This is a genomic window from Streptomyces parvulus, from assembly GCF_014648855.1.
GTDB classification, from domain to species: domain Bacteria; phylum Actinomycetota; class Actinomycetes; order Streptomycetales; family Streptomycetaceae; genus Streptomyces; species Streptomyces parvulus.
The window spans coordinates 127,228-154,220 of sequence record NZ_BMRX01000009.1; the positions used below are offsets into that span (position 1 = coordinate 127,228).

Sequence of the window (26,993 nt, forward strand, 5' to 3'; positions counted from 1 at the left end):
ACCCGTTGATTGCCGATTCACCTGACCGCGCGGTCCGCCGCGCGGGCGCGTCACTCGTTGACGTAGACGCGCGGCACGCGGGATCCGATCCGGGTGACGATCTCGTACCCGATGGTGCCGGCCGCCTGCGCCCAGTCCTCGGCGGTGGGCTCGCCGCGGTCGCCGGGCCCGAACAGCACCGCCTCGGCGCCCGGTTCGGGCCGGTCGCCGCCGAGGTCGACGACGAACTGGTCCATCGCGATCCGGCCCGCGACGGTGCGCCACTTGCCGTCCACCAGGACGGGTCCGGTGGAGGAGGCGTGGCGCGGTACGCCGTCCGCGTAGCCGAGCGGGACGAGGCCGAGGGTGGTGTCGCCGGGGGTCGTGTAGTGGTGCCCGTAGCTCACGCCGTGTCCGCCGGGGACCTGCTTGACCAGGGCCAGCGCGGCGCTCAGCGTCATCACGGGCCGCAGGCCGAGGTCGGCCGGGGTGCCGATCTCGGGGCTGGGCGAGACGCCGTACATGGCGATGCCGGGCCGCACCAGGTCGAAGTGGGCCTCGGGGAGGGTGAGCGTGGCGGGCGAGTTGGCGATGTGCCGGACGTCGGGGCGCACGCCCTGCCGCTCGGCGTAGGCGGTCATCTCGTGGAAGCGGGCCAGCTGCGCCGCGATGGAGGGGTGTCCGGGCTCGTCGGCGCAGGCGAAGTGCGACCAGAGCCCCGTGACGCGCACCAGGCCCTCGGCCTCGGCGCGCAGGGCACCGCCGACCAGGTCCTCCCAGTCGGCGCCCGGCTGGCAGCCGCCCCGGCCGAGGCCGGTGTCGGCCTTGAGCTGCACGAGAGCGGGGCGTCCGGCGAGCCGGGCTCCCTCGGTGGCCTCCGCCAGGGCCCAGGGGGCGCTGACGGACACGTCGAGACCGGCCTCCACCGCCTCCCGCCAGGGGCCGCCCGGCGTCCACAGCCAGCACATGATCCGTACGTCGTCGGGCACCCCGGCGTCCGCGCGCAGGGCGAGCGCCTCGTGCGGGGTGGCCGTGCCCAGCCAGGTCGCGCCGGCCGCCACGGCCGCGCGGGCGCAGGGGGCGGCGCCGTGGCCGTAACCGTCTGCCTTGACGACGGCCATGAGGGCCGACCCGGGGGCCCGTTCGCGCAGGGCGCGCACGTTGGCCCGCAGGGCGGCCAGGTCGATCTCGGCCCGGGCCCGCAGTTCCGCGTCCCGCCGAGCAGCTGTCTCACTCATCGTGCCCACAGTGTCTCAGAGCCCTCGCCCGTCGCCGTGTGGCCGGGCGTCACCCGCCGGGCGGCGGCCGCCACTGGTTAGGGTGCCCGGCATGAGCATCATCGGGGTCGGGATCGACGTGGCCGAGATCGAGCGGTTCGGGGCCTCGCTGGAGCGCACCCCCGCGCTCGCCGGACGGCTCTTCCTGGAGAGCGAGTTGCTGCTGCCGAGCGGGGAGCGCCGGGGCGTCGCCTCGCTCGCGGCCCGCTTCGCGGCGAAGGAGGCCCTGGCCAAGGCGCTGGGCGCGCCGGCGGGTCTGCTCTGGACGGACGCCGAGGTGTACGTCGAGGACAGCGGCCGACCGCGGCTGCGGGTGACGGGGACGGTGGCGGCACGGGCGGCGGAACTGGGCGTGGCGTCGTGGCACGTGTCGCTCAGCCACGACGCGGGGGTGGCGTCGGCGGTGGTGGTGGCGGAGGGGTAGGGCCTGTCGTTTGGATCAGGCCGGCTGAGAGAAGGGGTCCTTGCCTGCCCACCCGAGCGGGGCGTGGTGCGTGCGGCTGCAAGGCGGAGGAGGGCGACAACGCGGAGCGTTGGCAACCGACGACAACGCCGCAGATGCGCGTGCCACGCCCCGCGACGCCGGCATGATCCAAACGACAGGCCCTAGCGCTCTCGCGGGCGTTACCTCAGCTCCCCCGGGACCCGTCCCCCGTCGGTCGGACCCGGATGTGCATGCGCTCTCCCTGGGCGCCGTACAGGGCGAGCCACTCGACCGGGCGGTCACCCGCGTTGGCGATGCCGTGCGGGACGCGGGTGTCGAACTCCGCCGTCTCGCCCGCCGTGAGGACGAGGTCGTGGTCGCCCAGAGCGAGGAGCAGGCGGCCGGAGAGGACGTAGAGCCACTCGTGGCCCTCGTGCGACCCCTGGGCGGGACGCGGGCTGCCGGGGGTCCGCGGGACGGCCGGGGCGGGGAGGATCTGCTTGTAGGCGTGCAGCCCGTCGTTCGGGTTCCGGGTGAGCGGCACCCAGGTCTGGCCGTGCCGGGTGAAGGGCCGCGGGTGGACGCGGGGGTCGCCGGTGCTGGAGCCGACCAGTTCGTCCAGCGGCAGGCGGTGGGCCCGGGCCAGCGGCAGCAGGTGCCGCAGACCGGGCTCGCGCCGCCCGGACTCCAGCCGGGACAGGGTGCTCACCGAGACGCCGGTCGCGGCGGCGAGCTGGGCCAGGGTCAGTCCGCGGGCCTGCCGGATCGCGCGCAGCCGGGTCCCCAGGGAGGTCATGACCTGTGCCGTCTCCTCGTCGCCCATGGCACCACCATCCCTCACTTCGCGCGGACGGCGCTCGTGCGTGTTCCACGCGTACGGGGAAGACTCGTCGGCATGCGGACTGCGTACGGCGTGGAGACGGTCAGGACGGCGGAACGCCAGGAGATGGCACGGCTGCCGGAGGGCGCGTTGATGCAACGGGCCGCCGCCGGGCTCGCCGCCGCCTGTGCCGAGGTGCTGGGGCGGGTGGCCGGCCGGGTCTACGGCGGCCGGGTGGTGCTGCTGGTCGGCAGCGGGGACAACGGCGGCGACGCCCTGTACGCGGGGGCAAGGCTGGCCCGGCGCGGGGCGGGTGTGACGGCGGTGCTGCTGGCGCCGGAGCGCGCGCACGGGCCGGGGCTCGCCGCGTTGCGCCGGGCGGGCGGCCGGACGGTGGCGGGCGGCCCGGAGGCCGGCACCGGTACGGCGGTGGAGCTGATCGCGCGGGCCGACCTCGTCGTCGACGGGATCGTCGGGATCGGCGGCAGGGGCGGGCTGCGGGAGGAGGCGGTGCCGCTCGCGGACGCGGCCGCGCGGTCCCGGGCCGCCGTCGTCGCCGTCGACCTGCCCAGCGGGGTCGACGCGGACACCGGCGAGGTGCGCGGGGCCGCGGTCCGGGCCGACCTGACGGTGACGTTCGGGGCGCACAAGCCGGGGCTGCTGGTCGATCCGGCGCGGGAGTACGCCGGTTCGGTGCGGCTGGTGGACATCGGGCTGCCGCTGCCGGGCGAGGCGGCCGAGCTGGAGGCCCTGCAACACGCCGACGTGGCCCGGCTGCTGCCGGTGCCGGGCGCGGAGAGCGACAAGTACCGGCGGGGGGTCGTGGGCGTCGCCGCCGGGTCGGCCCGCTATCCGGGCGCGGCCGTGCTCGCCGTCGCCGGCGCGCTGCGGGGCGGTGCCGGGGCGGTGCGGTACGTGGGTCCGGCGGGCGACGCGGTGATCGCGCGCTTCCCGGAGACGCTGGTGTCCGAGCGGGGGCCGCGGCGGGCGGGGCGGGTGCAGGCCTGGGTGGTCGGGCCGGGCGCCGGTGACGACGCCGGGACGGTGGCCGAGGTGCTGGCGGCCGAGGTGCCGGTGCTGATCGACGCGGACGGGCTGCGGCTGGCCGACCGGGACGCGGTGCGGGCGCGCACGGCGGCGACGCTGATGACGCCGCACGCCGGGGAGGCGGCGGCGCTGCTGGGGGTGGCCCGGGAGGAGGTCGAGGGCGCGCGGCTGGCGTCGGCGCGGGAGCTGGCGGCGCGGTACGGGGCGACGGTGCTGCTGAAGGGCTCGACGACGGTGGTGGCGGGGGCCGACGGCGGACCGGTGCGGGTCAACCCGACCGGGACGTCGTGGCTCGCGACGGCCGGCAGCGGTGACGTGCTGTCGGGGCTGGCGGGATCCCTGCTGGCGTCGGGCCTGTCGGCGCTGGACGCGGGCAGCGCCGCCGCCTACCTGCACGGCCTGGCGGGCCGCTTCGCCGCCGACGGCGCGCCGGCCGGGGCGCACGACGTGGCGGAGGCGATTCCCCGGGCGTGGCGGGACGTCGGGAGGGGCTGAGCCCCCCGGCTCACGCCCGCTCCCCCGTACGGCCCGCCCCCGGAACCGCGCCCGAGGGCCGGGGCGCCCGGCTCCCGGGCGCCGCTACTCCACCGTCACCGACTTGGCCAGGTTCCGCGGCTGGTCGACCTCGTTGCCGCGGGCCGTGGCCAGTTCGCAGGCGAAGACCTGCAGCGGCACCGTCGCGACCAGCGGCTGGAGCAGCGTCGGCGTGGCCGGTACCCGGACCAGGTGGTCGGCGTACGGGACGACCGCCTCGTCGCCCTCCTCGGCGATGACGATGGTGCGGGCGCCGCGGGCCCTGATCTCCTGGATGTTGGACACGATCTTGTCGTGCAGGACGGAGCGCCCGCGCGGGGACGGCACGACCACGACGACCGGCAGGTCCTCCTCGATCAGCGCGATCGGCCCGTGCTTCAGCTCGCCCGCCGCGAAGCCCTCGGCGTGCATGTACGCCAGCTCCTTCAGCTTCAGGGCGCCTTCGAGGGCGACCGGGTGGCCGACGTGCCGGCCCAGGAACAGCACCGTGTTCTTGTGGGCCAGGGAGCGGGCCAGCTCGCGCACGGGCTCCATGGTCTCCAGGACCCGCTCCACCGCGCCGGAGATCCGTGAGAGGTCGCGGACGACGTCGCGGATCTCGTCGCCGTACTTGGTGCCCCGCACCTGCCCGAGGTAGAGGGCGACCAGGTAGCAGGCCACCAGCTGGGTGAGGAAGGCCTTGGTGGAGGCGACGGCGACCTCGGGGCCGGCGTGCGTGTAGAGCACGGCGTCGGACTCGCGCGGGATGGTGGAGCCGTTGGTGTTGCAGATGGCCAGCACCTTGGCGCCCTGCTCGCGGGCGTGGCGCAGGGCCATGAGGGTGTCCATGGTCTCCCCGGACTGGGAGATCGCGACGACCAGCGTCCGCTGGTCCAGGATCGGGTCCCGGTAGCGGAACTCGCTGGCCAGCTCCACCTCGCAGGGCACCCGCGTCCAGTGTTCGATGGCGTACTTGGCGATGAGCCCCGCGTGGTAGGCCGTGCCGCAGGCGACGATGACGACCTTGTCGACCTCGCGCAGCACCTCCGGCGGGATGCGCACCTCGTCCAGGCTCAGCGTGCCGGAGCCGTCGATGCGCCCCAGGAGGGTGTCGGCGACCGCCTTGGGCTGCTCGGCGATCTCCTTGAGCATGAAGTAGTCGTAGCCGGCCTTCTCGGCTGCCGAGGCGTCCCAGTCGACGTGGTACGAGCGGACCTCGGCCGGACTGCCGTCGAAGCCGGTGACCGTCACGCCCTCCCGGCGCAGCTCGACCACCTGGTCCTGGCCCAGCTCGACCGCGTCCCGGGTGTGCGCGATGAAGGCCGCCACGTCCGAGGCGAGGAAGCACTCGCCCTCCCCCACGCCCACCACCAGCGGCGAGTTGCGGCGGGCGCCCACGACCACGTCCGGCGCGTCCGCGTGCACCGCGACCAGCGTGAACGCGCCCTCCAGCCGCCGGCACACCAGCCGCATCGCCTCGGCGAGGTCGGCGCGGGCGGAGAACTCCTCGGCGAGCAGGTGCGCGACCACCTCGGTGTCGGTCTCCGAGGGCAGGTCGTGGCCGCGCTCGGCCAGCTCGGCCCGCAGCGGGGCGAAGTTCTCGATGATGCCGTTGTGCACCACGGCCACCCGGCCCGCGTTGTCCAGGTGCGGGTGGGCGTTGGCGTCGGTGGGGCCGCCGTGGGTGGCCCAGCGGGTGTGGCCGATGCCGGTCGCGGCGGACGGCAGCGGGTGTTCGGACAGTTCCTTGTCGAGGTTGACGAGCTTGCCGGCCCGCTTGGCGGTGGCGAGGCCACCGTCGGCGAGCACGGCGACGCCCGCCGAGTCGTACCCCCGGTACTCGAGCCGCTTGAGTCCGGCCATCACGACGTCGAGCGCCGACTGCGGCCCTACGTATCCCACGATTCCGCACATGACCGGCAGCCTACGATCAGATCCGGTCCCGAACCGGCCCAATCGTGCCCGAAATCGGAAATTCCACCGGCCGAATCAGCCCAGCTTGGCGTGCTGCGCGTCGCTGATCTCGGTGGGGAACGGGAAGTCCTTGCCGGTGCCCGCGGCGGCCAGATTGAGGACGGTGTAGGTCGCGACCGTGGAGCCCTTGCGGGTGACGGACACCTTGACCGGGAACTCGTCGCCGTCCTCGCCGACCATCGTCATCGTCATGGCGACGGCCTCGTCCGCCCCGCCGGGCGCCTCTCCCTGCGCCACCTTGGCGATCTTGGCGGGCTCACCCATCGCGGTGAAGGCGAAGCCGCCGGCGCAGGCGCCGGCCGCCTCCTTGACGTCCTTCAGCACCGCCTCGGCGCCGCCGTCGTCGTAGGTGGCCAGCGTGATCAGGGCCTTGTCCAGGTCGAAGGCGGCCCCGATGGACTCCTCGGTGCTCGCGTCGCCGGACGGCTTCTTCGGGCCCTCGGTCCAGCTGCGCTTGACGGACGCGGCCGGCTCGCCCAGCGGGACGCCGGCCTCGGCGAAGGCGAGCGGTTCGCACTCCGCCCCGGCGCCCTTCACCTTGTCCTTGGCCACGTCGTCGGCCGCGGACACCTTGGTGACCTTGCCGTTCTTGACGTCAGCCTGCGCCAGAGCCGCCTTCTCCAGCTCGGCCGCGGTGAGCGCCGGGGCGGCGGACGCGGCCGCGCCCCCCTTGCCGTCGGCGGCCGGCTTGCCGGAGTCGCCGTCGGAGCCCCCGTCGTCGGAGGACCCGCAGGCGGTGGCGAGCAGGGCCAGTACGGCGGCGGAGGCGGCGAGCGCGCTGCGGCGGATGACGGTCGGTCTCACGGCGTGGGTTCTCTCTCCCGGACGGCGGAATCCCCAGCGGTTCCGCACAATTGTGCGAGCACTGTAGACACAGCGGACTGACAGGCGGTCAGCTCTACGCCACCCGGTATCCGACCGTGACAACCACGTGATCTTGCTCGCGGCGGGCACCGAGCGGGAGCGCGGGCGTGACACAGCCCACCTGCCGCCCCGTTCGAACTCCGTTAACAATGGACTGTGATCTCTCCGGTCCCCTCGATACCGCGGAGCGCCCACCGGCACCGGCCGGAGGCGACTCCCTACGTCGACCTCACCCGCCCCGAGTGGAGCGCGCTGCGCGAGAAGACGCCGCTGCCGCTGACCGCCGAGGAGGTCGAGAAGCTGCGCGGCCTCGGCGACGTCATCGACCTCGACGAGGTGCGGGACATCTACCTCCCGCTGTCCCGGCTCCTCAACCTCTACGTCGGCGCCACCGACGGCCTGCGCGGCGCCCTGAACACCTTCCTCGGCGCGCGGGGCTCCCAGTCCGGCACCCCGTTCGTCATAGGCGTCGCCGGCTCGGTCGCGGTCGGCAAGTCCACCGTCGCCCGCCTGCTCCAGGCCCTGCTCTCCCGCTGGCCCGAGCACCCGCGCGTCGAACTGGTCACGACCGACGGCTTCCTGCTCCCGACGCGGGAGCTGGAGCAACGCGGCCTGATGTCCCGCAAGGGCTTCCCCGAGTCGTACGACCGACGGGCCCTGACCCGCTTCGTCGCCGACATCAAGGCGGGCAAGGCGGAGGTCACGGCGCCCGTGTACTCCCACCTCATCTACGACATCGTCCCGGACCAGAAACTCGTGGTGCGCCGCCCCGACATCCTGATCGTCGAGGGCCTCAACGTCCTCCAGCCCGCACTGCCCGGCAAGGACGGCCGCACCAGGGTGGGCCTCGCCGACTACTTCGACTTCAGCGTCTACGTCGACGCCCGCACCGAGGACATCGAGCGCTGGTACCTCAGCCGCTTCCGGAAGCTGCGCGACACCGCCTTCCAGAACCCGTCCTCGTACTTCCGCAAGTACACCCAGGTCTCCGAGGAGGAGGCCCTCGACTACGCCCGCACCACCTGGCGCACCATCAACAAGCCGAACCTGGTGGAGAACGTGGCCCCCACCCGCGGCCGGGCCACCCTCGTCCTGCGCAAGGGCCCCGACCACAAGGTCCAGCGCCTCAGCCTCCGCAAGCTGTGACGGCGCCCGCCGGCAGCAGGTAGAAATACCGGATGCTGCATCTGCGCCTGATCACCCCGGCCGACCGCACCGACGAGGTGGTCCGCCTGATCGACCGTACGGTCGGCACCACCCACCTCGTCGTCCTGCCGGGCGCCGCCCGCGAACCGGAGGGCGACGTCGTCATGTGCGACGTGGCACGCGAGGCAGGCGACGAACTCATCGGCGCCCTGCGGAAACTGGGCATCGACAGCTGCGGCGCCATCACCGCGGAGAACATCGACCTGTCCCTCTCCGAGCGCGCCGACAAGGCGGAGAAGGACGCGCCCGGCGAACCCGCGGACGCGGTGCTGTGGGAGCAGTTGGAGGAGGCGACGCACGAGGAGTCGACCCTCTCCATCACCTACGTCGCCTTCATCACGCTGGCCACGATGATCGCGGCCTGCGGCGTGGTCCTGGACAACGCGATCCTCATCGTCGGCGCGATGGCCGTGGGCCCGGAGTTCGGCCCCCTCGCCGGCATCTGCACGGCCATCGTCCAGCGGGCCCCGCGGCTGGCGCTGCGGTCACTGATCGCCCTGCTGGTGGGCTTCGCGGTGGCCATGGCGGTGACGGTGGGGTTCAGCTGGATCATGTCCGGCTTCAACCTCTTCAGCGAGGCCAAGCTGGAGGGCGACCGCCCCAACACGGGCTTCGTGTACGCGCCCGACGCGTTCTCGTTCGTGGTCGCGATCCTCGCCGGGGTGGCGGGCACACTCTCCCTCACCTCGGCGAAGTCCGGCGCCCTGGTCGGCGTCGCCATCTCGGTCACCACGGTCCCGGCCGCGGCGAACGCGGCCGTCGCCCTCAGCTTCGGCGACACGGACCAGACGGTGGGCTCCAGCGAGCAGCTCCTGCTGAACCTGTTCGGCATCGTGGTGGCGGGCACCCTGACCCTGCTGGCCCAGAAGGCATTGTGGGCCGTGCAACGACGCCGGACGGTATCGCGCCCGTAGGGGCGCGGGGAACTGCGCGCCCGGCCACGACGCACCCGCGCCCCGCGACGCACAGAACCCCCACCCCGGACCCGCCCCCGCGAACTACCCCAGCGCGGACTTGACGGAATCCGCCAGCCGCCCCGCGACAGACCGAGCCTGCTCGATATCCGCCGCCTCGACCATCACGCGCACCAACGGCTCGGTCCCCGAGGACCGCAGCAGCACCCGCCCCGTACTCCCCAGCTCCCGCTCCGCCTCCGCGACGGCGGTCGCCAGCTCGGCAGAGGTCGTCACCCGCGACTTGTCCACGTCCGGCACATTGATCAGCACCTGCGGCAGCCGCTCCATGACCCCCGCCAGCTCCCGCAGCGAGCGCCCGGTCTGCGCGACCCGCGCCGCCAGCATCAGCCCGGTCAGCGTGCCGTCACCGGTGGTGGCGTGGTCGAGGATGATGACGTGGCCGGACTGCTCGCCGCCCAGGGCGAAGCCGTGCTCCTTCATCTCCTCCAGCACGTACCGGTCGCCGACGCCGGTCTGCACGAACCGGATGCCCTCGCGCTCCATGGCCAGCTTGAAGCCCAGGTTGGACATGACCGTCGCGACGACCGTGTCCGAGCGCAGCGCCTCCCGCTCCCGCATGGCCAGCGCGAGCACGGCGAGGATCTGGTCGCCGTCCACCTCCGCGCCGGTGTGGTCCACGGCGAGGCAGCGGTCGGCGTCGCCGTCGTGGGCGATGCCCAGGTCGGCGCCGTGCTCGACGACGGCGGCCTTGAGCAGGTCGAGGTGGGTGGAGCCGCAGCCGTCGTTGATGTTGAGGCCGTCGGGCACCGCGCCGATGGTGACCAGCTCGGCACCGGCCCGCGCGAACGCCTCCGGCGAGACCCGGGAGGCCGCGCCGTGCGCCTCGTCGAGGACGATCTTCAGTCCGTCGAGCCGGTTCGGCAGGACGCCGACGAGGTGGGCGACATACTGGTCGAGCCCCTCGTCGTAGTCCCGCACGCGGCCCACGCCGGCGCCTGTCGGGCGGTCCCAGGGGGCGCCGGTGCGGTGCTCCTCGTAGACGGACTCGATGCGGTCCTCCAGCTCGTCGGCGAGCTTGTGGCCGCCGCGGGCGAAGAACTTGATGCCGTTGTCGGGCATGGCGTTGTGGCTGGCGGACAGCATCACGCCGAGGTCCGCGCCGAGCGCGCCGGTGAGGTGGGCCACCGCGGGCGTCGGCAGCACGCCGACCCGGAGCACGTCCACGCCGGCGCTGGCCAGGCCCGCGACGACGGCGGCTTCCAGGAACTCGCCGGAGGCGCGCGGATCCCGTCCGACCACCGCGGTCGGCCGGTGCCCGGCGAAGGTGCCCGCCTCGGCCAGTACGTGCGCCGCGGCGACGGAGAGGCCCAGCGCCAGCTCGGCCGTCAGATCCGCGTTGGCGACACCGCGCACGCCGTCCGTGCCGAAGAGTCGTCCCACTTGTCCTCCTGAGGAAACGTCAATTCCGGAAGCGGCTGCCGACTACGGCCCACGCCATCCGATCACACAAGCCCTTGAGCCTTTGAGCTTCTGAACGCTTGAACGTCTTGTGCCGTTATACGCCCAACGGCGGGGATAAACGAACGCCCCGGCAGCACAGTGGCGTGCCGCCGGGGCGTTCGGAGTACAGCCGGTGCGACTTAGCGCTTGCTGTACTGCGGGGCCTTGCGGGCCTTCTTCAGACCGGCCTTCTTGCGCTCGACCGCACGGTCGTCGCGCTTGAGGAAGCCGGCCTTCTTGAGCGGGCCGCGGTTGTTGTCGACGTCGGCCTCGTTCAGGGCGCGGGCGACACCGAGACGGAGCGCGCCGGCCTGGCCGGAGACACCGCCACCGGCGATGCGGGCGATGACGTCGTAACGGTCGTCCAGCTCGAGCACCTTGAAGGGCTCGTTGACCTCCTGCTGGTGCACCTTGTTGGGGAAGTAGTCCTCAAGGGTGCGGCCGTTGATCTTCCACTTGCCGGTGCCCGGAACGATCCGGACACGGGCGATGGCGTTCTTGCGACGGCCCAGGCCGGCGGCCGGCTGGGGCTCGCCGAAGGCGGAGGCCATGGACTCCGAGGTGTACTCACCCTCGACGGGGACCTCGGACTCGGTGGTGTAGCTGTCGATGTCGATCTCTTCGAGCGGCTGCTCGGCAGTGGTCTCGGCCACGATGCTCCTCAGATTCTCTTCAGTCTTAGGGGGTGGCCGGAATTACTGCGCGACCTGGGTGATCTCGAACGGCTGCGGCTGCTGCGCGCCGTGCGGGTGCTGGTCACCCTTGTAGACCTTCAGCTTCGAGAGCATCTGACGGCCCAGCGAGTTCTTGGGAAGCATGCCCTTGACGGCCTTCTCGATGGCCTTCTCGGGGTTCTTGTCCAGGAGCTCGTCGTAACGGACGGAGCGCAGACCACCCGGGTAGCCGGAGTGGCGGTACGCCATCTTCTGGGTCCGCTTGTTGCCGGAGAGGTGCACCTTGTCGGCGTTGATGATGATGACGAAGTCACCGGTGTCGACGTGGGGCGCGTAGATCGGCTTGTGCTTGCCGCGCAGGATGGAGGCCGCAGTGGTGGCCAGACGACCCAGGACGACGTCCTGAGCGTCGATGACGTGCCACTGGCGCGTCACATCGCCGGGCTTGGGGCTGTACGTACGCACGGTTCGTAGCCTTCGCTTCTTCAGTGAGTGGTCCTGACATGGTCACCGAAGACGATCACGACAGCCCTGACCGCACCGCGGTGACGCATACCGCGTGCTGGTCGCTGGTCATCGGTCCCGGTGGACCGGTGTAAGGGCCCCTCACGTGAGAATGAGCAAGCCAATACACATACGACTGTGCAGAATACCCGGGGGCCCACGGCCGGGTCAAAACGGGGTCGCGGGGGCCTTCGCGGGCTCCGGCGTCCGCCCCGACGGTACCCGGCCGCCGAGGACCGGCCCCCGGGGCCGGGACTGCCGGGCCACCGTCACCGCCAGCACGCACAGCGTGAACGCGTCCCGGAAGGCCCGCCGCCGCTCCGACTCCAGCCACGGCCAGGTCAGCCCGGGTACCTGCGGCACGAGGGCGATCCAGAACCACACCCCGCGGGCGACGGACCCGGCGTACGGCAGCCCGGCGAGCAGCAGCGGCAGGACGACCAGGAGGTAGTGGTCGTAGGAGGGCCGCGAGACGAGGAACGCCGAGAGCATCAGCCCCGCACCGGTCTCCGCGAGCCGCAGCGGGCCGGGATCGGCCCGCCGCCAGCGCCGCAGCGCGCAGAGCACCCCGGCGCAGGCCGCGGCCGCCGCGAGCCCCTGGGCGAGGCCCTGCGGCACCCCCAGCCGGGGCAGCACGGCCGCCGGCGAGGCCTCGTAGAGCCGGACGAAGCCGTCGTCGCCGTGCAGCAGGAACGGCAGGGTGCGGGTGAAGAACCCCGCCGGGTCGGGCATCGCCAGGGCCGCCGCGGCCGAGGCCAGCGCGGGCACCAGGGCGGCCGCCGCGAGCGCCCGCCACCGCCCGGCGAACAGGAAGAGCAGGAGCAGGGGCGCGAGCAGCGGCTTGAGCGCGACGGCCGCGCCGACCACCGCACCCGCCGCCGTCCACCGGCCCCGGCTCGCCAGCAGCAGGCAGAGCGGGAGCGCCACGGTCGCCGTCACCGTCCAGTTGCCGAGCCGCACCAGGTGCCCGAAGGGCGCGAAGCCCGCCGCGAGCCCGGTCAGCCCGAGACAGGCGAGCCGGCTGCCGAGCGGCACCCGGTGCAGCCTGAGCGCGCAGGCCCAGGCCAGCGCCAGCAGCGCGGTGACCGCGCACGGGACCAGCACCCGCAGCACGGCACCGGGCAGCAGCGCCTGCGGGACGGCGGCGAGGACCGCGCTCGGCAGATAGAGGAAGTGCGGATCGTCGTACGGCGAGCCGCCGGCCAGCCAGGTGCGGGCGGCCCGCACGACGATCGCGTTGTCCATCCCCCCGCTCGGGGTCACGCGTGCCGCGTGCGCGGCGCAGACCGCCAGCACCGTCACCGGCACCGCCCACAGGTGCCGTCCCGCCGGTCGCACCAACCACCCGGAGATGTCGCTTTTGCCCGTCCGCATGAACGGAACGCTAGGCGCTTCGGGCCCCCGGGACGCGCACCAGCACGCCGCCGGGCCCGTCTAAGATGCGCCCCATGAGCTTTGGGCAGGGGGGACCTCAGTCACAGTGGGATCCCTGGAAACCGCAGTCGCAGCAGCCACAGCAGCAGCCCTGGAGCAGCGGCGAGAGTGACAACACCCCGGACTGGGCGGCCCTCGCCGAGGCCTCCGAGGCCCGCGCCAAGCGCCGCCGCCTGTTCCTCATCGGCGGGGGCGCGCTGGCCACCGTGGCGATAGCCGGCGCCGTCGCCGTGGCCGTGGTCTCGGCGAACGGCTCCGGCCAGGCCTCCGACGGTCCCGCCTCGCAGCTCCCCGGGACGGCCGACATCCCGAGCGCGACGGCCACCGCCCCCTCCTTCGCGCCGACCAGCGCGCCGCCGCCGCTGGACCCGAAGGACTTCGTCGCCAGCGCCAAGAAGGACAAGGCCCCGCTCAGCCCGGACCTGCTCTTCCCCGGCACGCAGCTGACCATGGGCGAGACGGTCTACAAGAAGGGCCCCACGGCCGACACCCGCACCTGCGGCTCCGCCGTCCAGGGCTCGCTGCCGAAGGTCCTGAACGACAACGACTGCACCCGCCTGATCCGGGTCACCTACACCGCGGGCGACACCGCGGTGACCGTGGGCGTGGCGGTCTTCGACGCCGAGGCGCAGGCCGCCGCGGCCAAGAAGCAGGCCGACAAGAAGAGCATCGTGCGCTCCCTGTCCGGCGGCGGCGTGAAGTCCTTCTGCACCGGCGCGGTCTGCCGCTCCACCACCAACTCCTACGGCCGCTACGCCTACTTCACCGTGGCGGGCTTCACCGGCGGCAAGGACGTCACGGAGAAGTCCACGGAGGTGTTCCGGGCCGGCGACGACCTCGCCGAGTTCGCCTTCCGGCAGATCCGCGGGCGCGGCGAGGCCCAGGCGTCGGCGGCGGCGGAGGGCTGATCAGCAGCAGCCGGCCCCGGGCAGGGACCGCTTGTTGCGGGCCTCCTTGTTCCGGGCGGCGAGCAGCTCGTCGGCCGGGTAGCCGACCTCTTCCAGGGTCAGCCCGTGCGGTCGTACGACGTGCACGGCCGAGTCCCTGACCCGCGCGGCCAGCACCTTCGCCGGCCAGTCCGGCGGCCGGTGGCCGTCGCCGACGAAGAGCAGCGCCCCGATCAGCGAGCGCACCATGTTGTGGCAGAAGGCGTCGGCCCGCACGGTGGCGGTGACGATCCCCTCCTCACCGCGCATCAGGCTCAGCTCCTGGAGCGTCCGGATGGTGGTGGCGCCCTCCCGCTTCTTGCAGTACGCGGCGAAGTCGTGCTCGCCCAGCAGCCCGCCGGCCGCCTCGTTCATGGCGTCCACGTCGAGCGGCCAGTCGTGCCACAGCACGTGGCCGCGCAGCAGCGGGTCGACGCCGCCCGGGTTGTCGGTGACCCGGTAGGCGTAGCGCCGCCAGACCGCCGAGAAGCGGGCGTTGAAGCCGGCGGGCGCCTCCCGCAGGGCCCAGACCCGCACGTCCCTCGGCAGCCGCCCCGCGAGCCGCTTGAGCAGCTTGCCGTGGTGCTCGTCCCACACCTCGCGGGGCAGGTCGACATGGGCCACCTGCCCCCGGGCGTGCACCCCGGAGTCGGTACGTCCCGCCACCGTCAGTTCGTACGTCTCCCGGGACCGCGTGACGGTCCGCAGCGCGTCCTCGATCTCCCCCTGCACGGTCCGCCGTCCCCCGGCCTGCTTGGCCCACCCGGAGAACTCGCTCCCGTCGTAGGAAAGGTCCAGCCGCACCCGGACGTACCCGGCCTCAACTTCGTCACTCACCCAGCGATCCTCTCACCAACGACAAAGCGGGCCCGCCCCTCGAAGGGAACGGGCCCGCAACGCCCTCAAGGGGCGCGGGGAACTGCGCGACAAGCCACGACGAAGCCGCAGCCGCAGCCGCGCAGCCCGCGGCAGACGCTTACGCGTCCTTCGACTCCTCGGCGGCGTCGTCGGCCTTGGTCGTGTCGACCTTGGTCTCGGCGGCCTCGGTGGTCTCGGCGTCCTTGGCGGCACGCTTGGTCGCGGCCTCCGCCTCGCCGGTCGCCTGCTGCGCGACGGTCAGCGCCTCGACCAGCTCGATGACGGCCATGGGCGCGTTGTCGCCACGGCGGTTGCCGATCTTGGTGATGCGCGTGTAACCACCGGGGCGGTTCTCGTAGCGCGGGCCGATCTCGGTGAAGAGCGTGTGGACGACGCTCTTGTCCGTGATCACCTGGAGCACCTGACGGCGGTTGTGAAGGTCGCCCTTCTTCGCCTTGGTGACCAGACGCTCGGCGTACGGGCGCAGGCGGCGGGCCTTGGCCTCGGTGGTCGTGATCTTGCCGTGCTCGAAGAGCGACTTCGCGAGGTTCGCGAGGAGCAGCTTCTCGTGCGCGGCGCTGCCGCCCAGACGGGCACCCTTGGTGGGCTTCGGCATGGTGTTTCTCCTAGGTGTCTGCCCCGGCCGTATCAGGTACCGAAGTCAGTATCCGAGCAGGCGGCCGCCTGTCGGAGATCCGGGGCGCCTGTTTCAAGCGCCCCGGAGCACCCGTGCCCCAAAGGGGCGCGGGGAACTGCGCGACCGGCCACAGCCGGCGCGCAGCCGAAAACCGATCAGTACTGCTCGGTCTCCACGAACCCGGCGTCCGCGTCGTCGTCGGCGCCGAAGGCGTCCGCGGCGGCGGTCGGGTCGAACCCGGGAGGCGAGTCCTTCAGCGCAAGCCCCATACCCGCGAGCTTGGCCTTGACCTCGTCGATGGACTTCGCACCGAAGTTGCGGATGTCCAGCAGGTCGGCCTCGGAGCGGGCGACGAGCTCACCCACGGAGTGGATGCCCTCGCGCTTGAGGCAGTTGTACGACCGAACGGTGAGCTCCAGCTCCTCGATCGGCAGCGCCAGATCGGCGGCGAGCGCGGCGTCCGTCGGGGACGGACCCATGTCGATGCCCTCGGCGTCGATGTTCAGCTCGCGGGCGAGACCGAACAGCTCGACCAGCGTCTTGCCGGCGGACGCCATGGCGTCGCGCGGCCGCATGGCCTGCTTGGTCTCGACGTCGACGATCAGCTTGTCGAAGTCGGTGCGCTGCTCGACACGCGTGGCCTCGACCTTGTACGTGACCTTGAGAACCGGCGAGTAGATCGAGTCGACCGGGATGCGCCCGATCTCCTGACCGACCTGCTTGTTCTGCACGGCGGAGACGTAGCCGCGACCGCGCTCGACGGTCAGCTCCATCTCCAGCTTGCCCTTGCCGTTGAGCGTGGCGAGGACGAGGTCGGGGTTGTGCACCTCGACACCGGCCGGGGGCGCGATGTCGGCGGCGGTGACCAGACCCGGGCCCTGCTTGCGCAGGTACATCACGACCGGCTCGTCGTGCTCCGAGGAGACGACCAGCTGCTTGATGTTGAGGATCAGGTCGGTGACGTCCTCCTTGACGCCCGGCACGGTGGTGAACTCGTGCAGGACACCGTCGATGCGGATGCTGGTGACAGCAGCGCCGGGGATCGACGAGAGGAGGGTGCGGCGGAGGGAGTTGCCGAGGGTGTAGCCGAAGCCCGGCTCCAGCGGCTCGATGACGAACCGGGAGCGGAACTCGTCGACGACCTCTTCGGTCAACGAGGGACGCTGAGCGATCAGCATGTGGTGATCCTTCAGTCAGGGGCGCCCGCTATTTGACGCCCGACCAGTACTGCAAGGGTACGGGCGATACGACCCGAAGGAGCCGTACCGCCCGAAAACCCTGGTGAAGCGGGTGAAGCGATGAAGCGCTGTCGCGGCGGAACGCGATCAGACGCGACGGCGCTTCGGGGGACGGCAGCCGTTGTGCGGGGTGGGCGTGACGTCCTGGATCGAGCCGACCTCGAGGCCGGTCGCCTGCAGGGAGCGGATGGCGGTCTCACGACCGGAACCCGGGCCCTTGACGAAGACGTCGACCTTGCGCATGCCGTGCTCCTGCGCGCGGCGGGCGGCCGACTCGGCGGCCATCTGCGCGGCGAACGGCGTGGACTTCCGGGAGCCCTTGAAGCCGACGTGGCCGGCGGAGGCCCAGGAGATCACGTTGCCGGTCGGGTCCGTGATGGACACGATCGTGTTGTTGAACGTGCTCTTGATGTGCGCGTGGCCGTGAGCGACGTTCTTCTTTTCCTTGCGGCGCACCTTCTTGGTCGCGCCCTGACGTCCCTTGGGGGGCATGTCGTTCTCCTACGGGAGGTGGTCGGTCCTACAGCGAAGACCGCTGGACGGCGAAGTCCGCTGCGGACTACTTCTTGCCCGGCTTCTTCTTGCCGGCGATGGCGCGACGCGGACCCTTGCGGGTACGGGCGTTCGTGCTGGTGCGCTGACCGCGGACGGGCAGGCCACGACGGTGGCGCAGACCCTGGTAGGTGCCGATCTCGACCTTGCGGCGGATGTCGGCCTGGACCTCGCGGCGGAGGTCACCCTCGGTCTTGATGTTGTTGTCGACGTACTCGCGGATCGCGACGAGCTGCTCCTCGGAGAGGTCCCGAACACGGGTGTTCGGGTCCACGCCGGTGGCGGCGAGCGTCTGCTGCGAGAGCGTCCGGCCGATGCCGAACACGTAGGTGAGGGCGATCTCCACGCGCTTTTCGCGCGGGATGTCAACACCGGAAACGCGTGCCATTCAATGGCTCCAGTTGATTGTCGGAGGTCTTCCACAGAACCGGTCCCCGGCCGCCGTATGAGGTACGAGTCGGGTCCCCGGCCTCCGAACCGGGGGTGTCGGACGCCTGGGCGCCCGGGTCCTGCGTATGAACATATTCAGCTCGCGTCGCGCGAAGTCCTGCGAATCGCGGAGGGAGGGTCGTGCGTCAGCCCTGGCGCTGCTTGTGGCGCGGGTTGTCGCAGATGACCATGACCCGGCCGTGACGGCGGATCACCCTGCACTTGTCGCAGATCTTCTTGACGCTCGGCTTGACCTTCATGGGTGTGAGGTTCTCCGGGTCAGTTGCCGGCGGTCCCTGGGCCTGCGGCCTCGGGACGTGGGCAAGATCTACTTGTACCGGTAGACGATCCGGCCACGCGTCAGGTCGTACGGAGACAGCTCCACCACGACCCGGTCGTCAGGGAGGATGCGGATGTAGTGCATGCGCATCTTGCCGCTGATGTGTGCCAGGACCTGGTGGCCGTTCTGGAGCTCGACCTTGAACATGGCGTTCGGAAGAGACTCGACGACAGTGCCCTCGATCTCGATGGCACCTTGCTTCTTGGCCACGCTTCGCCCTTCGAATCGACTACCTTGATCGACTCTCTTCGCACCGTACGAGCGCATGCAGACATGCGGGTGCACGAGAGCCGACGAGTCAGTCTACGTCAGCAGCCCCGGAAAGGCGAAACGGGGAAGTCTGCCCCGGATACGAGATCGTTATGCAAGAGGATCCGGCGCCGCCGTGACGCCCAGCTCCGCGAGCTTCGCCCGGCCGCCGTCGGGGGACGTGAGGACCAGGGGGCCCTCGTCCGTCAGGGCGACCGAGTGCTCCCAGTGGGAGGACCAGGTGCCGTCCGTGGTGATGACCGTCCAGTCGTCCGACAGGACCTCGGTGCGCGGGGTGCCGAGCGAGACCATCGGCTCGATGGCGAGGCAGAAGCCGGGGACCAGCTTGGGGCCCTTGCCGCGGCGGCGGTCGACGTAGTTCAGCAGGTGCGGGTCCATGTGCATCTCGGTGCCGATGCCGTGGCCGCCGTAGTCCTCGATGATCCCGTACTTGCCGCCGCCGGGCTTCGGCTGGCGGCGGATGTACGTCTCGATGGCCCGGGAGACGTCCACGAGGCGGTTGCCCTGCTTCATGGCCGCGATGCCCGCCCACATCGACTCCTCGGTCACCCGGGACAGCTCCACCAGCTCCGGGGAGTGACCGGAGCCGACGAAGGCGGTGTAGGCCGCGTCGCCGTGCCAGCCGTCGATGATCGCGCCGCAGTCGATGGAGATGACGTCGCCGTCCTTGAGGACCACGTCGTCGGAGGGGATGCCGTGGACGACGACCTCGTTCACCGAGGTGCAGATGGTCGCGGGGAAGCCGCCGTAGCCCAGGAAGTTCGGCTTGGCGTCGTGCTCCGCGAGCACCTTGCGGGCGACCTGGTCCAGGTCCTTGGTCGTGGCGCCGGGCACGGCGGCCTCGCGGGTGGCCGCGTGGATGGCGGCGACGACCAGCCCCGCCTCACGCATCTTGGCGATCTGCTCGGGGCTCTTGATCTGCACCATGGGGACTGCGGCCTTTCTGGACCGGAGGGGACGGGACGCTTCCAACGATACGGGGGACGGACCGGGCCGCCCCACCTCACAGCTCAGCCGCGGGCCCCAGGGCTGGGGACCGCGGCTGACGCCGGGCTTGCCGGGATGACTACTGGTCGCGCTTGAGCGCCTCCAGCGCACGGCCCGTGACCTCGTCCACGGGTCCCGTCGCCGCGATGGTGACGACCAGGCCCTGCGCCTTGTAGTAGTCGATGATCGGCTCGGTCTGCGTGTGGTAGACCTCCAGCCGCTTGCGGACCGTCTCCTCGGAGTCGTCGTCCCGCTGGTACAGCTCGCCGCCGCAGACGTCGCAGACGCCTTCCTGCTTCGGCGGGGTGTACGTGACGTGGAAGACGTGCGCCGAGTTGTTCCGGCACACGCGCCGGCCGGCGATCCGCTTCACGACCTCGGCCTCGGGGGCCTCCAGGTCGAGCACGGCGTCGAGCTTCATGTCCTCGGTCTCGAGCAGCTCGTCCAGCGCCTCGGCCTGCGAGACGTTCCGCGGGAAGCCGTCCAGCAGGAAGCCGCCCTCGGCGTCCGGCTGCTCCATGCGGTCCTTCGCCATGGCGATGGTGACCTCGTCCGGTACGAGGTTGCCGGCGTCCATGTACGACTTGGCGAGCTTGCCCAGTTCGGTCTGCTGGCTGATGTTGGCGCGGAACAGGTCGCCCGTGGAGATGTGCGGAATGTGCAGCGTCTCGGCTAGGCGGGTTGCCTGCGTACCCTTTCCGGCGCCAGGAGGCCCGACGAGGACGATTCGCATCAGCGGAGGAACCCTTCGTAATTGCGCTGCTGGAGCTGGCTCTCGATCTGCTTCACCGTCTCGAGACCGACACCCACGATGATCAGGATGCTGGTACCACCGAACGGGAAGTTCTGGTTTGCCCCGAAACCAGCCAACGCCATTGTCGGGACGAGAGCGATCAGACCCAGATACAGCGAACCCGGCCAGGTGATCCGGTTGAGTACGTAGCTCAAGTACTCAGCGGTCGGTCGGCCAGCCCGGATGCCCGGGATGAAGCCACCATACTTCTTCATGTTGTCCGCGACTTCCTCGGGGTTGAACGAGATGGCCACGTAGAAGAAGGCGAAGAAGACGATCAGGAAGAAGTACAGGATGATGTGCGGCGTCGCCGCGGTGTCCGCGAGGTTCTTCGTGATCCAGGTGGCCCAGCCCGACGTCGAGTTCGAGAACTGGACGATCAGCGCCGGGATGTAGAGCAGCGACGAGGCGAAGATGACGGGGATGACACCCGCCTGGTTCACCTTGAGCGGGATGTACGTCGAGGTACCGCCGTAGGACCGGCGGCCGATCATGCGCTTCGCGTACTGCACCGGGATGCGGCGCTGGGCCTGCTCGACGAAGACCACCAGGCCGACCATGACGAGGCCGACGGCGATCACGGTGCCGAACTCGATCCAGCCGCCCGCCAGGTCGCCCTGCTTCTTGATGGCCCACAGCGCGGACGGGAAGGTCGCGGCGATCGAGATGAACATCAGGATCGACATGCCGTTGCCGATGCCGCGGTCGGTGATCAGCTCGCCGAGCCACATGACGACGGCCGTACCGGCGGTCATGGTGATCACCATGACGATCGTGGTGAAGATCGCCTGGTCGGGCACGATCTGGCCGGCGACGGTGCAGCCGGAGAACAGGGCGCCGCTGCGGGCGGTGGCCACCAGGCCGGTGCCCTGGAGGATCGCGAGCGCGATGGTCAGGTAGCGGGTGTACTGCGTGATCTTCGCGGTGCCCGCCTGGCCCTCCTTCTTGAGGGCTTCCAGGCGCGGGATCACCACGGTCAGCAGCTGGAGAATGATGCTCGCCGTGATGTACGGCATGATGCCGAGCGCGAAGACCGTGATCTGCAGCAGGGCGCCACCGCTGAACATGTTGACCAGGCCGAAGAGGCCCTGGTTGCCGGACGCCTGGTCCACGCACTCCTGGACGTTCTTGTAGTCGACGCCTGGAATGGGGATGTGGGTACCGAGCCGGTAGACCACGATGATGCCGAGCGTGAAGAGCAGCTTCTTGCGCAGGTCGGGCGTCTTGAACGCCCGGGCGAACGCGGTGAGCACGGTGCCTCCTGCGACCCCCGCGCTACTGCGTCAAGGGTGACGGTCTTGAGGTTCGACTGACGACTAAGTGAGTAACGGTGAACTGCCGCTCAGGGTGCCCCATGTGACGCACCCGTGAAAGAGGGCAGCGCAGGCCACCTTACCGGCGGGAGCACTTCCCTTGGAACGACCAACCGGGGATACCCCTTTTGTGGGGTATCCCCGGTCGGGATCGCTCAAGTCATCGAGACGCCTGAAGGGTTCAGACGAGCTCGGTGACGGTGCCGCCGGCGGCGGTGATCTTCTCCTTGGCGGAGCCGGAGACGGCGTCGACCGTCACCTGCAGCGCCACGGAGATCTCGCCCTGGCCGAGGACCTTGACGAGGCTGTTCTTGCGAACGGCACCCTTGGCCACCAGACCCTCGACGGTGACCTCGCCACCCTCGGGGTAGAGCGCGGCCAGCTTGTCGAGGTTCACGACCTGGAACTCGGTCTTGAACGGGTTCTTGAAGCCCTTCAGCTTCGGGAGACGCATGTGGAGGGGCATCTGGCCACCCTCGAAGCGCTCCGGAACCTGGTAGCGGGCCTTCGTGCCCTTGGTACCACGACCGGCCGTCTTACCCTTCGACGCCTCACCACGACCCACACGGGTCTTGGCGGTCTTGGCGCCCGGGGCGGGACGGAGGTTGTGGATCTTGAGCGGGTTGTTCTCCGCCATGATCAGTCGACCTCCTCGACCGACACGAGGTGGCGGACGGTGTGCACCATGCCGCGGAACTCGGGGCGGTCCTCCTTGACGACCTGCGTGTTGATCCCCTTGAGACCAAGGGAACGCAGGGTGTCACGGTGGTTCTGCTTGCTGCCGATGTAGGACTTGACCTGCGTAATCTTGAGCTGCGCCATGATTACGCACCCGCCCCGGCACGCGCACGGAGAAGAGCCGCGGGGGCCACGTCCTCGAGCGGCAGACCACGGCGGGCCGCGATCTCCTCGGGACGCTGGAGACCCTTGAGGGCCTCCACGGTCGCGTGCACGATGTTGATCTGGTTGTCGGAGCCGAGCGACTTCGACAGCACGTCGTGGATACCGGCGCACTCGAGCACGGCGCGCACCGGACCACCGGCGATAACGCCGGTACCCGGGGACGCGGGCTTGAGCAGCACGACGCCGGCAGCCTTCTCACCCTGGATGGGGTGCGGGATGGTGCCCTGGATGCGGGGGACCTTGAAGAAGTGCTTCTTGGCCTCCTCAACACCCTTGGCGATGGCGGCCGGCACCTCCTTGGCCTTGCCGTATCCGACACCCACGGTGCCGTCACCGTCGCCCACCACGACCAGCGCGGTGAAGCTGAAGCGACGACCACCCTTCACAACCTTGGCGACGCGGTTGATCGCGACTACGCGCTCAACGTAAGCGGTCTTCTCGGCGGCAGCTGCGCCGCCGTCACGGCCCTTCCGGTCCCGCCGCTCGCCGCCACCGGCACCGCTGCCGCGGCGCTGGGGTCCAGCCATTGGAATTACCTCTCTCTGTTTCCGCTAGCGATACGGAACCGGCTCAGAACTTCAGACCGGCTTCGCGGGCGGCGTCCGCCAGAGCGGCGATGCGCCCGGCGTACTGGTTACCACCACGGTCGAACACGACAGCCTCGACGCCGGCGGCCTTGGCACGCTCGGCGACCAGGGCGCCGACCTGCTTGGCCTGCGCGGACTTGTCGGCCTCGCCACCACGGATCGAGGTGTCCAGGGTCGACGCCGAGGCCACGGTGTGGCCCTTGATGTCGTCGATCACCTGAGCCACGATGTGGCGGTTGGAGCGAGTAACGACCAGACGGGGACGCTCCGCCGTACCCGAGAGATTCTTGCGAATCCGGATGTGGCGGCGCTTGATCGCGGCGCGCTTGTAGGCGTCGCCCTTGAGGATCTTCTGCCCGTATGCCATGGCTTACTTACCCGCCTTTCCGACCTTGCGGCGGATGACTTCGCCCTCGTACTTGACGCCCTTGGCCTTGTACGGGTCGGGCTTGCGCAGCTTGCGGATGTTGGCCGCAACCTCGCCGACCTTCTGCTTGTCGATGCCCTCGACCGAGAAACGGGTCGGGGACTCCACCTTGAAGGTGATGCCCTCGGGGGCCTCGACCAGGATCGGGTGGCTGTAGCCGAGGGAGAACTCCAGGTTCGAACCCTTGGCGAGCACGCGGTAACCGACACCGCTGATCTCGAGCTTCTTCACGTAACCCTGGGTCACGCCGGTGATCATGTTCGCCACCAGCGTGCGGGACAGGCCGTGCAGGGCCTTGCTCTGACGCTCTTCGTTGGGGCGGGTGACGTTCAGAACGCCGTCCTCACCCTTGGCGATGTCGATCGGTGCCACGACGGTGTGAGTCAGCGAACCCTTGGGGCCCTTGACCGAGACCGTACGGCCGTCGATGGTGACGTCCACGCCGGCGGGAACCGCGATGGGGAGCTTGCCGATGCGCGACATAGCTGTTTCCTCCGTTCCCTTCCGCTACCAGACGTAGGCGAGGACTTCCCCACCCACGCCCTTCTTGCCGGCCTGCTTGTCGGTGAGGAGCCCGTGCGACGTGGAGATGATCGCCACGCCCAGGCCGCCCAGCACCTTCGGCAGGTTGGTGGACTTCGCGTACACCCGGAGACCGGGCTTGGAGATCCGCTTGATGCCCGCGATGGAGCGCTCACGGTTCGGGCCGAACTTCAGCTCGAGGACGAGGTTCTTGCCGACCTCGGCGTCCTCGGTCTTCCAGCCCGTGATGAAGCCCTCCTGCTGGAGGATCTCCGCGATGTGAGACTTGATCTTGGACGCCGGCATCGACACGGAGTCGTGGTACGCCGAGTTCGCGTTCCGCAGACGCGTAAGCATGTCTGCGATCGGATCAGTCATGGTCATGAATTGGCCTTCGGCCTCTCTCGCCGGGGTTTCCTGGTGCGCCATCCCTCTCCCCGATCCGAGACGGGACGGGTGCGGCGCGGTGGACCTACGGCGTAGTAAGTCGTACGGGCGGCAGACGCCCAACCCCACAAGCCTAAGGCATGGAAGGCTGGGCCTCTGCCGACCCAGATGCTTACCGAGAGCCTGGATGAACCCGGATTACCGGATTACCAGGAGCTCTTGGTCACGCCCGGCAGCTCGCCACGGTGAGCCATCTCACGAAGGCAGACGCGGCACAGGCCGAACTTGCGGTACACGGAGTGGGGACGGCCGCAGCGCTGGCAGCGCGTGTAGCCACGCACGCCGAACTTGGGCTTGCGAGCAGCCTTCGCGATGAGAGCCTTCTTCGCCATCTCGCTCACGCCTCCTTGAAGGGGAAGCCGAGGTGACGAAGGAGCGCGCGGCCCTCAGCGTCGTTGGTCGCCGTGGTCACCACGGTGATGTCCATACCCCGGACGCGGTCGATCTTGTCCTGGTCGATCTCGTGGAACATGACCTGCTCCGTGAGACCGAAGGTGTAGTTGCCACGGCCGTCGAACTGCTTGGGGGACAGGCCGCGGAAGTCGCGGATGCGCGGCAGCGCCAGCGACAGGGTGCGGTCCAGGAACTCCCACATGCGGTCGCCACGGAGCGTGACGTGGGCACCGATCGGCTGGCCCTCACGCAGCTTGAACTGCGCGATGGACTTGCGGGCCTTGGTGACGGCCGGCTTCTGACCGGTGATCGTGGTGAGGTCGCGGATGGCGCCCTCGATCAGCTTGGAGTCGCGGGCGGCGTCGCCCACACCCATGTTGACCACGATCTTGACGAGGCCGGGAACCTGCATGACGTTCTCGTAGGAGAACTCCTCACGCAGCTTGCCCGCGATCTCCTCGCGGTACTTCGTCTTCAGACGCGGAGTGGTGGTGGTAGCCATCAGATGTCCTCACCCGTCCGCTTGGCAACGCGGATCTTGTTGCCCTCGTCGTCGAAGCGGTAACCGACGCGCGTGACGACCTTGTTGCCGTCCTTCTCCACGACCAGCTGGACGTTGGAGACGTGGATCGGGGCCTCGGTGGTCACGATGCCGCCGGCCTGCGAACCGCGAGCGGTCGGCCCGGCCTTGGTGTGCTTCTTGACCCGGTTGACACCCTCGACCAGGACGCGGTCCTCGCGGGGGAAGGCCGCGATGACCTTGCCCTGCTTGCCCTTGTCCTTACCGGTGATGACCTGGACCAGGTCGCCCTTCTTGATCTTCATGCTCACAGCACCTCCGGCGCGAGGGAGATGATCTTCATGAACTTCTTCTCGCGCAGCTCACGGCCCACCGGGCCGAAGATACGGGTGCCGCGAGGGTCGCCGTCGTTCTTCAGAATGACGGCGGCGTTCTCGTCGAAGCGGATGTACGAGCCGTCCGGACGGCGGCGCTCCTTGACGGTGCGAACGATGACCGCCTTGATGACGTCACCCTTCTTCACGTTGCCGCCGGGGATCGCGTCCTTGACGGTGGCGACGATGACGTCACCGATGCCCGCGTAGCGGCGACCGGAGCCACCGAGTACACGGATGCAAAGGATTTCCTTCGCACCAGTGTTGTCGGCGACGCGCAGTCGCGACTCCTGCTGGATCACGTCTATCTCCTGATTGTCTGCCGGTTCCCCGGGGGCCGCTCACGTCTCGCGTGAACGGACCCCGGAGCCTGGCGGAACTGACCTGCGAGGGATGCCCCGCAGGAAATTACTTGGCCTTCTCGAGGACCTCGACGACGCGCCAGCGCTTCGTCGCGGACAGCGGCCGGGTCTCCATGAGGAGGACGCGGTCGCCGACACCGGCGGAGTTCTGCTCGTCGTGGGCCTTGAGCTTCTCGGTACGGCGGATGACCTTGCCGTACAGGGCGTGCTTGACGCGGTCCTCGACGGCGACGACGACGGTCTTGTCCATCTTGTCGCTGACGACCAGACCCTCGCGGGTCTTGCGGAAGCCGCGCGCGGCCTTCGTCTCTTCAGTCACGTTGCTCTCGCTCATCAGGCGCTCTCCACCGTCTCGATGCCCAGCTCGCGCTCACGCATCAGGGTGTAGATCCGCGCGATGTCCTTGCGGACGGCCTTGAGCCGACCGTGGTTCTCGAGCTGACCCGTCGCCGCCTGGAAGCGGAGGTTGAACAGCTCTTCCTTGGCCTCGCGGAGCTTCGCCAGAAGCTCCTCGTTGCCCAGCTCGCGCAGCTCGGACGCCTTGGTACCGGCCGACATCACGCTTCACCTGCCTCGCGCTTGACGATCCGGCACTTCATCGGCAGCTTGTGGGCCGCACGGGTCAGCGCCTCACGGGCGATCTTCTCGTTGGGGTAGGACAGCTCGAACATGACCCGGCCCGGGTGCACGTTCGCGATCCACCACTCCGGGGAACCCTTACCGGAACCCATGCGGGTCTCGGCCGGCTTCTTCGTGAGCGGGCGGTCCGGGTAGATGTTGATCCAGACCTTGCCGCCACGCTTGATGTGGCGGGTCATCGCGATACGGGCCGCCTCGATCTGGCGGTTGGTCACGTACGCCGGCGTGAGGGCCTGGATGCCGTACTCGCCGAACGCAACCTGCGTACCGCCCTTGGCCATGCCACGGCGCTTCGGGTGGTGCTGCTTGCGGTGCTTGACCCTACGGGGGATCAGCATGACGG

The 26,993-nt window shown here is 70.3% G+C and carries 36 protein-coding genes; 5 read left to right on the top strand and 31 right to left on the bottom strand.

From position 1 onward, the window contains the following. Positions 1-50: 50 nt before the first annotated feature. Positions 51-1,217 carry an alanine racemase gene (alr, locus tag IE108_RS18785; RefSeq protein ID WP_064729376.1) on the bottom strand — a complete coding sequence of 389 codons (1,167 nt, stop codon included), beginning with the start codon at positions 1,215-1,217 and terminating at the stop codon, positions 51-53. Positions 1,218-1,308: 91 nt separating this feature from the next. On the opposite strand from alr, the gene IE108_RS18790 reads away from it, so the two are divergent. Continuing rightward, the gene (locus IE108_RS18790) at positions 1,309-1,680 is read left to right on the top strand and encodes a holo-ACP synthase (RefSeq protein WP_064729375.1); all 372 of its coding nucleotides are present in this window, start codon (positions 1,309-1,311) and stop codon (positions 1,678-1,680) included. Between the two features lie 205 nt (positions 1,681-1,885). Here IE108_RS18790 and IE108_RS18795 read toward each other — a convergent pair whose 3' ends face one another. Further along, positions 1,886-2,503, bottom strand: coding sequence for a helix-turn-helix domain-containing protein (locus IE108_RS18795; RefSeq protein WP_064729374.1), 618 nt, complete (start codon positions 2,501-2,503; stop codon positions 1,886-1,888). A 72-nt stretch (positions 2,504-2,575) separates the two neighbouring features. On the opposite strand from IE108_RS18795, the gene IE108_RS18800 reads away from it, so the two are divergent. Beyond that, a complete protein-coding gene (locus IE108_RS18800) occupies positions 2,576-4,042 on the top strand; it encodes a bifunctional ADP-dependent NAD(P)H-hydrate dehydratase/NAD(P)H-hydrate epimerase (protein ID WP_064729373.1) in 1,467 nt (488 codons plus the stop codon). Positions 4,043-4,126: 84 nt separating this feature from the next. Here IE108_RS18800 and glmS read toward each other — a convergent pair whose 3' ends face one another. Next, positions 4,127-5,974 (bottom strand): glutamine--fructose-6-phosphate transaminase (isomerizing), encoded by a 1,848-nt coding sequence (gene glmS / locus IE108_RS18805; RefSeq protein ID WP_064729372.1) that lies wholly within the window; start codon positions 5,972-5,974, stop codon positions 4,127-4,129. A 75-nt stretch (positions 5,975-6,049) separates the two neighbouring features. Then, a complete protein-coding gene (locus tag IE108_RS18810) occupies positions 6,050-6,838 on the bottom strand; it encodes a hypothetical protein (protein WP_064729371.1) in 789 nt (262 codons plus the stop codon). A gap of 216 nt (positions 6,839-7,054) precedes the next feature. On the opposite strand from IE108_RS18810, the gene coaA reads away from it, so the two are divergent. Together coaA and IE108_RS18820 are read left to right on the top strand one after the other, a co-directional pair. Then, complete coding sequence (gene coaA / locus IE108_RS18815) at positions 7,055-8,044, top strand: type I pantothenate kinase (RefSeq protein WP_064729370.1); 990 nt, start codon at positions 7,055-7,057, stop codon at positions 8,042-8,044. Positions 8,045-8,076: 32 nt separating this feature from the next. Next, complete coding sequence (locus tag IE108_RS18820; protein ID WP_064729369.1) at positions 8,077-9,018, top strand: DUF389 domain-containing protein; 942 nt, start codon at positions 8,077-8,079, stop codon at positions 9,016-9,018. Positions 9,019-9,102: 84 nt separating this feature from the next. On the opposite strand, the gene glmM is transcribed toward IE108_RS18820, so the two are convergent. The 4 genes from glmM to IE108_RS18840 all read right to left on the bottom strand — a co-directional run bounded on the left by glmM (position 9,103) and on the right by IE108_RS18840 (position 13,073). After that, positions 9,103-10,461, bottom strand: a complete 1,359-nt coding sequence (glmM, locus tag IE108_RS18825; protein ID WP_064729368.1) for a phosphoglucosamine mutase — start codon at positions 10,459-10,461, stop codon at positions 9,103-9,105. Positions 10,462-10,661: 200 nt separating this feature from the next. Continuing rightward, complete coding sequence (rpsI, locus tag IE108_RS18830; protein ID WP_043380984.1) at positions 10,662-11,174, bottom strand: 30S ribosomal protein S9; 513 nt, start codon at positions 11,172-11,174, stop codon at positions 10,662-10,664. Between the two features lie 42 nt (positions 11,175-11,216). After that, entirely contained in the window at positions 11,217-11,660 is a 444-nt protein-coding gene (gene rplM / locus IE108_RS18835) for a 50S ribosomal protein L13 (protein ID WP_064729367.1), read from the bottom strand. A 207-nt stretch (positions 11,661-11,867) separates the two neighbouring features. After that, positions 11,868-13,073, bottom strand: coding sequence for a glycosyltransferase 87 family protein (locus tag IE108_RS18840; protein ID WP_064729366.1), 1,206 nt, complete (start codon positions 13,071-13,073; stop codon positions 11,868-11,870). A gap of 74 nt (positions 13,074-13,147) precedes the next feature. Here IE108_RS18840 and IE108_RS18845 point away from each other — a divergent pair, with 74 nt between their 5' ends. Further along, positions 13,148-14,041, top strand: coding sequence for a hypothetical protein (locus tag IE108_RS18845; protein ID WP_064731927.1), 894 nt, complete (start codon positions 13,148-13,150; stop codon positions 14,039-14,041). Here IE108_RS18845 and truA read toward each other — a convergent pair whose 3' ends face one another. The 23 genes from truA to rplP form a co-directional block, all read right to left on the bottom strand. Then, positions 14,042-14,896, bottom strand: coding sequence for a tRNA pseudouridine(38-40) synthase TruA (gene truA / locus IE108_RS18850; protein ID WP_064729365.1), 855 nt, complete (start codon positions 14,894-14,896; stop codon positions 14,042-14,044). Positions 14,897-15,035: 139 nt separating this feature from the next. Then, positions 15,036-15,533 carry a 50S ribosomal protein L17 gene (rplQ, locus tag IE108_RS18855; protein WP_064729364.1) on the bottom strand — a complete coding sequence of 166 codons (498 nt, stop codon included), beginning with the start codon at positions 15,531-15,533 and terminating at the stop codon, positions 15,036-15,038. 176 nt (positions 15,534-15,709) lie between these two features. Further along, the gene (locus IE108_RS18860) at positions 15,710-16,732 is read right to left on the bottom strand and encodes a DNA-directed RNA polymerase subunit alpha (RefSeq protein ID WP_003966937.1); all 1,023 of its coding nucleotides are present in this window, start codon (positions 16,730-16,732) and stop codon (positions 15,710-15,712) included. Between the two features lie 147 nt (positions 16,733-16,879). Beyond that, the gene (gene rpsK, locus IE108_RS18865) at positions 16,880-17,284 is read right to left on the bottom strand and encodes a 30S ribosomal protein S11 (RefSeq protein WP_007443997.1); all 405 of its coding nucleotides are present in this window, start codon (positions 17,282-17,284) and stop codon (positions 16,880-16,882) included. Positions 17,285-17,351: 67 nt separating this feature from the next. After that, positions 17,352-17,732 (bottom strand): 30S ribosomal protein S13, encoded by a 381-nt coding sequence (gene rpsM, locus IE108_RS18870; protein WP_003974244.1) that lies wholly within the window; start codon positions 17,730-17,732, stop codon positions 17,352-17,354. A gap of 187 nt (positions 17,733-17,919) precedes the next feature. After that, entirely contained in the window at positions 17,920-18,033 is a 114-nt protein-coding gene (rpmJ, locus tag IE108_RS18875) for a 50S ribosomal protein L36 (protein WP_003974245.1), read from the bottom strand. 68 nt (positions 18,034-18,101) lie between these two features. Next, a complete protein-coding gene (gene infA / locus IE108_RS18880) occupies positions 18,102-18,323 on the bottom strand; it encodes a translation initiation factor IF-1 (protein WP_003948620.1) in 222 nt (73 codons plus the stop codon). 150 nt (positions 18,324-18,473) lie between these two features. Further along, on the bottom strand, positions 18,474-19,310 hold the full coding sequence (map, locus tag IE108_RS18885) for a type I methionyl aminopeptidase (protein WP_064729363.1): 837 nt from the start codon (positions 19,308-19,310) through the stop codon (positions 18,474-18,476). A gap of 139 nt (positions 19,311-19,449) precedes the next feature. Beyond that, positions 19,450-20,103, bottom strand: a complete 654-nt coding sequence (locus tag IE108_RS18890; RefSeq protein ID WP_064729362.1) for an adenylate kinase — start codon at positions 20,101-20,103, stop codon at positions 19,450-19,452. Further along, positions 20,103-21,416: a preprotein translocase subunit SecY gene (gene secY / locus IE108_RS18895; RefSeq protein WP_064729361.1), complete on the bottom strand. Its 1,314-nt coding sequence runs from the start codon at positions 21,414-21,416 to the stop codon at positions 20,103-20,105. Before secY ends, IE108_RS18890 begins: the two co-directional genes overlap by 1 nt. 241 nt (positions 21,417-21,657) lie before the next feature. Beyond that, on the bottom strand, positions 21,658-22,113 hold the full coding sequence (rplO, locus tag IE108_RS18900) for a 50S ribosomal protein L15 (RefSeq protein WP_003974249.1): 456 nt from the start codon (positions 22,111-22,113) through the stop codon (positions 21,658-21,660). Positions 22,114-22,115: 2 nt separating this feature from the next. Beyond that, positions 22,116-22,298: a 50S ribosomal protein L30 gene (gene rpmD / locus IE108_RS18905; RefSeq protein WP_006140898.1), complete on the bottom strand. Its 183-nt coding sequence runs from the start codon at positions 22,296-22,298 to the stop codon at positions 22,116-22,118. A gap of 2 nt (positions 22,299-22,300) precedes the next feature. Beyond that, complete coding sequence (gene rpsE, locus IE108_RS18910) at positions 22,301-22,906, bottom strand: 30S ribosomal protein S5 (protein WP_030420826.1); 606 nt, start codon at positions 22,904-22,906, stop codon at positions 22,301-22,303. 43 nt (positions 22,907-22,949) lie between these two features. Further along, on the bottom strand, positions 22,950-23,333 hold the full coding sequence (rplR, locus tag IE108_RS18915) for a 50S ribosomal protein L18 (protein WP_064729360.1): 384 nt from the start codon (positions 23,331-23,333) through the stop codon (positions 22,950-22,952). Positions 23,334-23,336: 3 nt separating this feature from the next. Beyond that, the gene (rplF, locus tag IE108_RS18920) at positions 23,337-23,876 is read right to left on the bottom strand and encodes a 50S ribosomal protein L6 (RefSeq protein WP_055418362.1); all 540 of its coding nucleotides are present in this window, start codon (positions 23,874-23,876) and stop codon (positions 23,337-23,339) included. Between the two features lie 24 nt (positions 23,877-23,900). Beyond that, entirely contained in the window at positions 23,901-24,299 is a 399-nt protein-coding gene (gene rpsH / locus IE108_RS18925) for a 30S ribosomal protein S8 (protein WP_064729359.1), read from the bottom strand. Between the two features lie 209 nt (positions 24,300-24,508). After that, positions 24,509-24,694, bottom strand: a complete 186-nt coding sequence (locus IE108_RS18930; RefSeq protein WP_003948630.1) for a type Z 30S ribosomal protein S14 — start codon at positions 24,692-24,694, stop codon at positions 24,509-24,511. Between the two features lie 5 nt (positions 24,695-24,699). After that, positions 24,700-25,257 (bottom strand): 50S ribosomal protein L5, encoded by a 558-nt coding sequence (rplE, locus tag IE108_RS18935; protein WP_019329632.1) that lies wholly within the window; start codon positions 25,255-25,257, stop codon positions 24,700-24,702. Beyond that, positions 25,257-25,580, bottom strand: a complete 324-nt coding sequence (gene rplX / locus IE108_RS18940; RefSeq protein WP_003992365.1) for a 50S ribosomal protein L24 — start codon at positions 25,578-25,580, stop codon at positions 25,257-25,259. The genes rplE and rplX overlap by 1 nt, the downstream gene beginning before the upstream one ends. Positions 25,581-25,582: 2 nt before the next feature. Next, positions 25,583-25,951, bottom strand: a complete 369-nt coding sequence (rplN, locus tag IE108_RS18945) for a 50S ribosomal protein L14 (RefSeq protein ID WP_003992364.1) — start codon at positions 25,949-25,951, stop codon at positions 25,583-25,585. 106 nt (positions 25,952-26,057) lie between these two features. After that, positions 26,058-26,345, bottom strand: coding sequence for a 30S ribosomal protein S17 (gene rpsQ / locus IE108_RS18950; RefSeq protein WP_064729358.1), 288 nt, complete (start codon positions 26,343-26,345; stop codon positions 26,058-26,060). Then, positions 26,345-26,569: a 50S ribosomal protein L29 gene (rpmC, locus tag IE108_RS18955; protein ID WP_003974259.1), complete on the bottom strand. Its 225-nt coding sequence runs from the start codon at positions 26,567-26,569 to the stop codon at positions 26,345-26,347. Before rpmC ends, rpsQ begins: the two co-directional genes overlap by 1 nt. Then, positions 26,569-26,988: a 50S ribosomal protein L16 gene (gene rplP, locus IE108_RS18960; protein ID WP_003974260.1), complete on the bottom strand. Its 420-nt coding sequence runs from the start codon at positions 26,986-26,988 to the stop codon at positions 26,569-26,571. The genes rpmC and rplP overlap by 1 nt, the downstream gene beginning before the upstream one ends. Between the last annotated feature and the right edge of the window lie 5 nt (positions 26,989-26,993).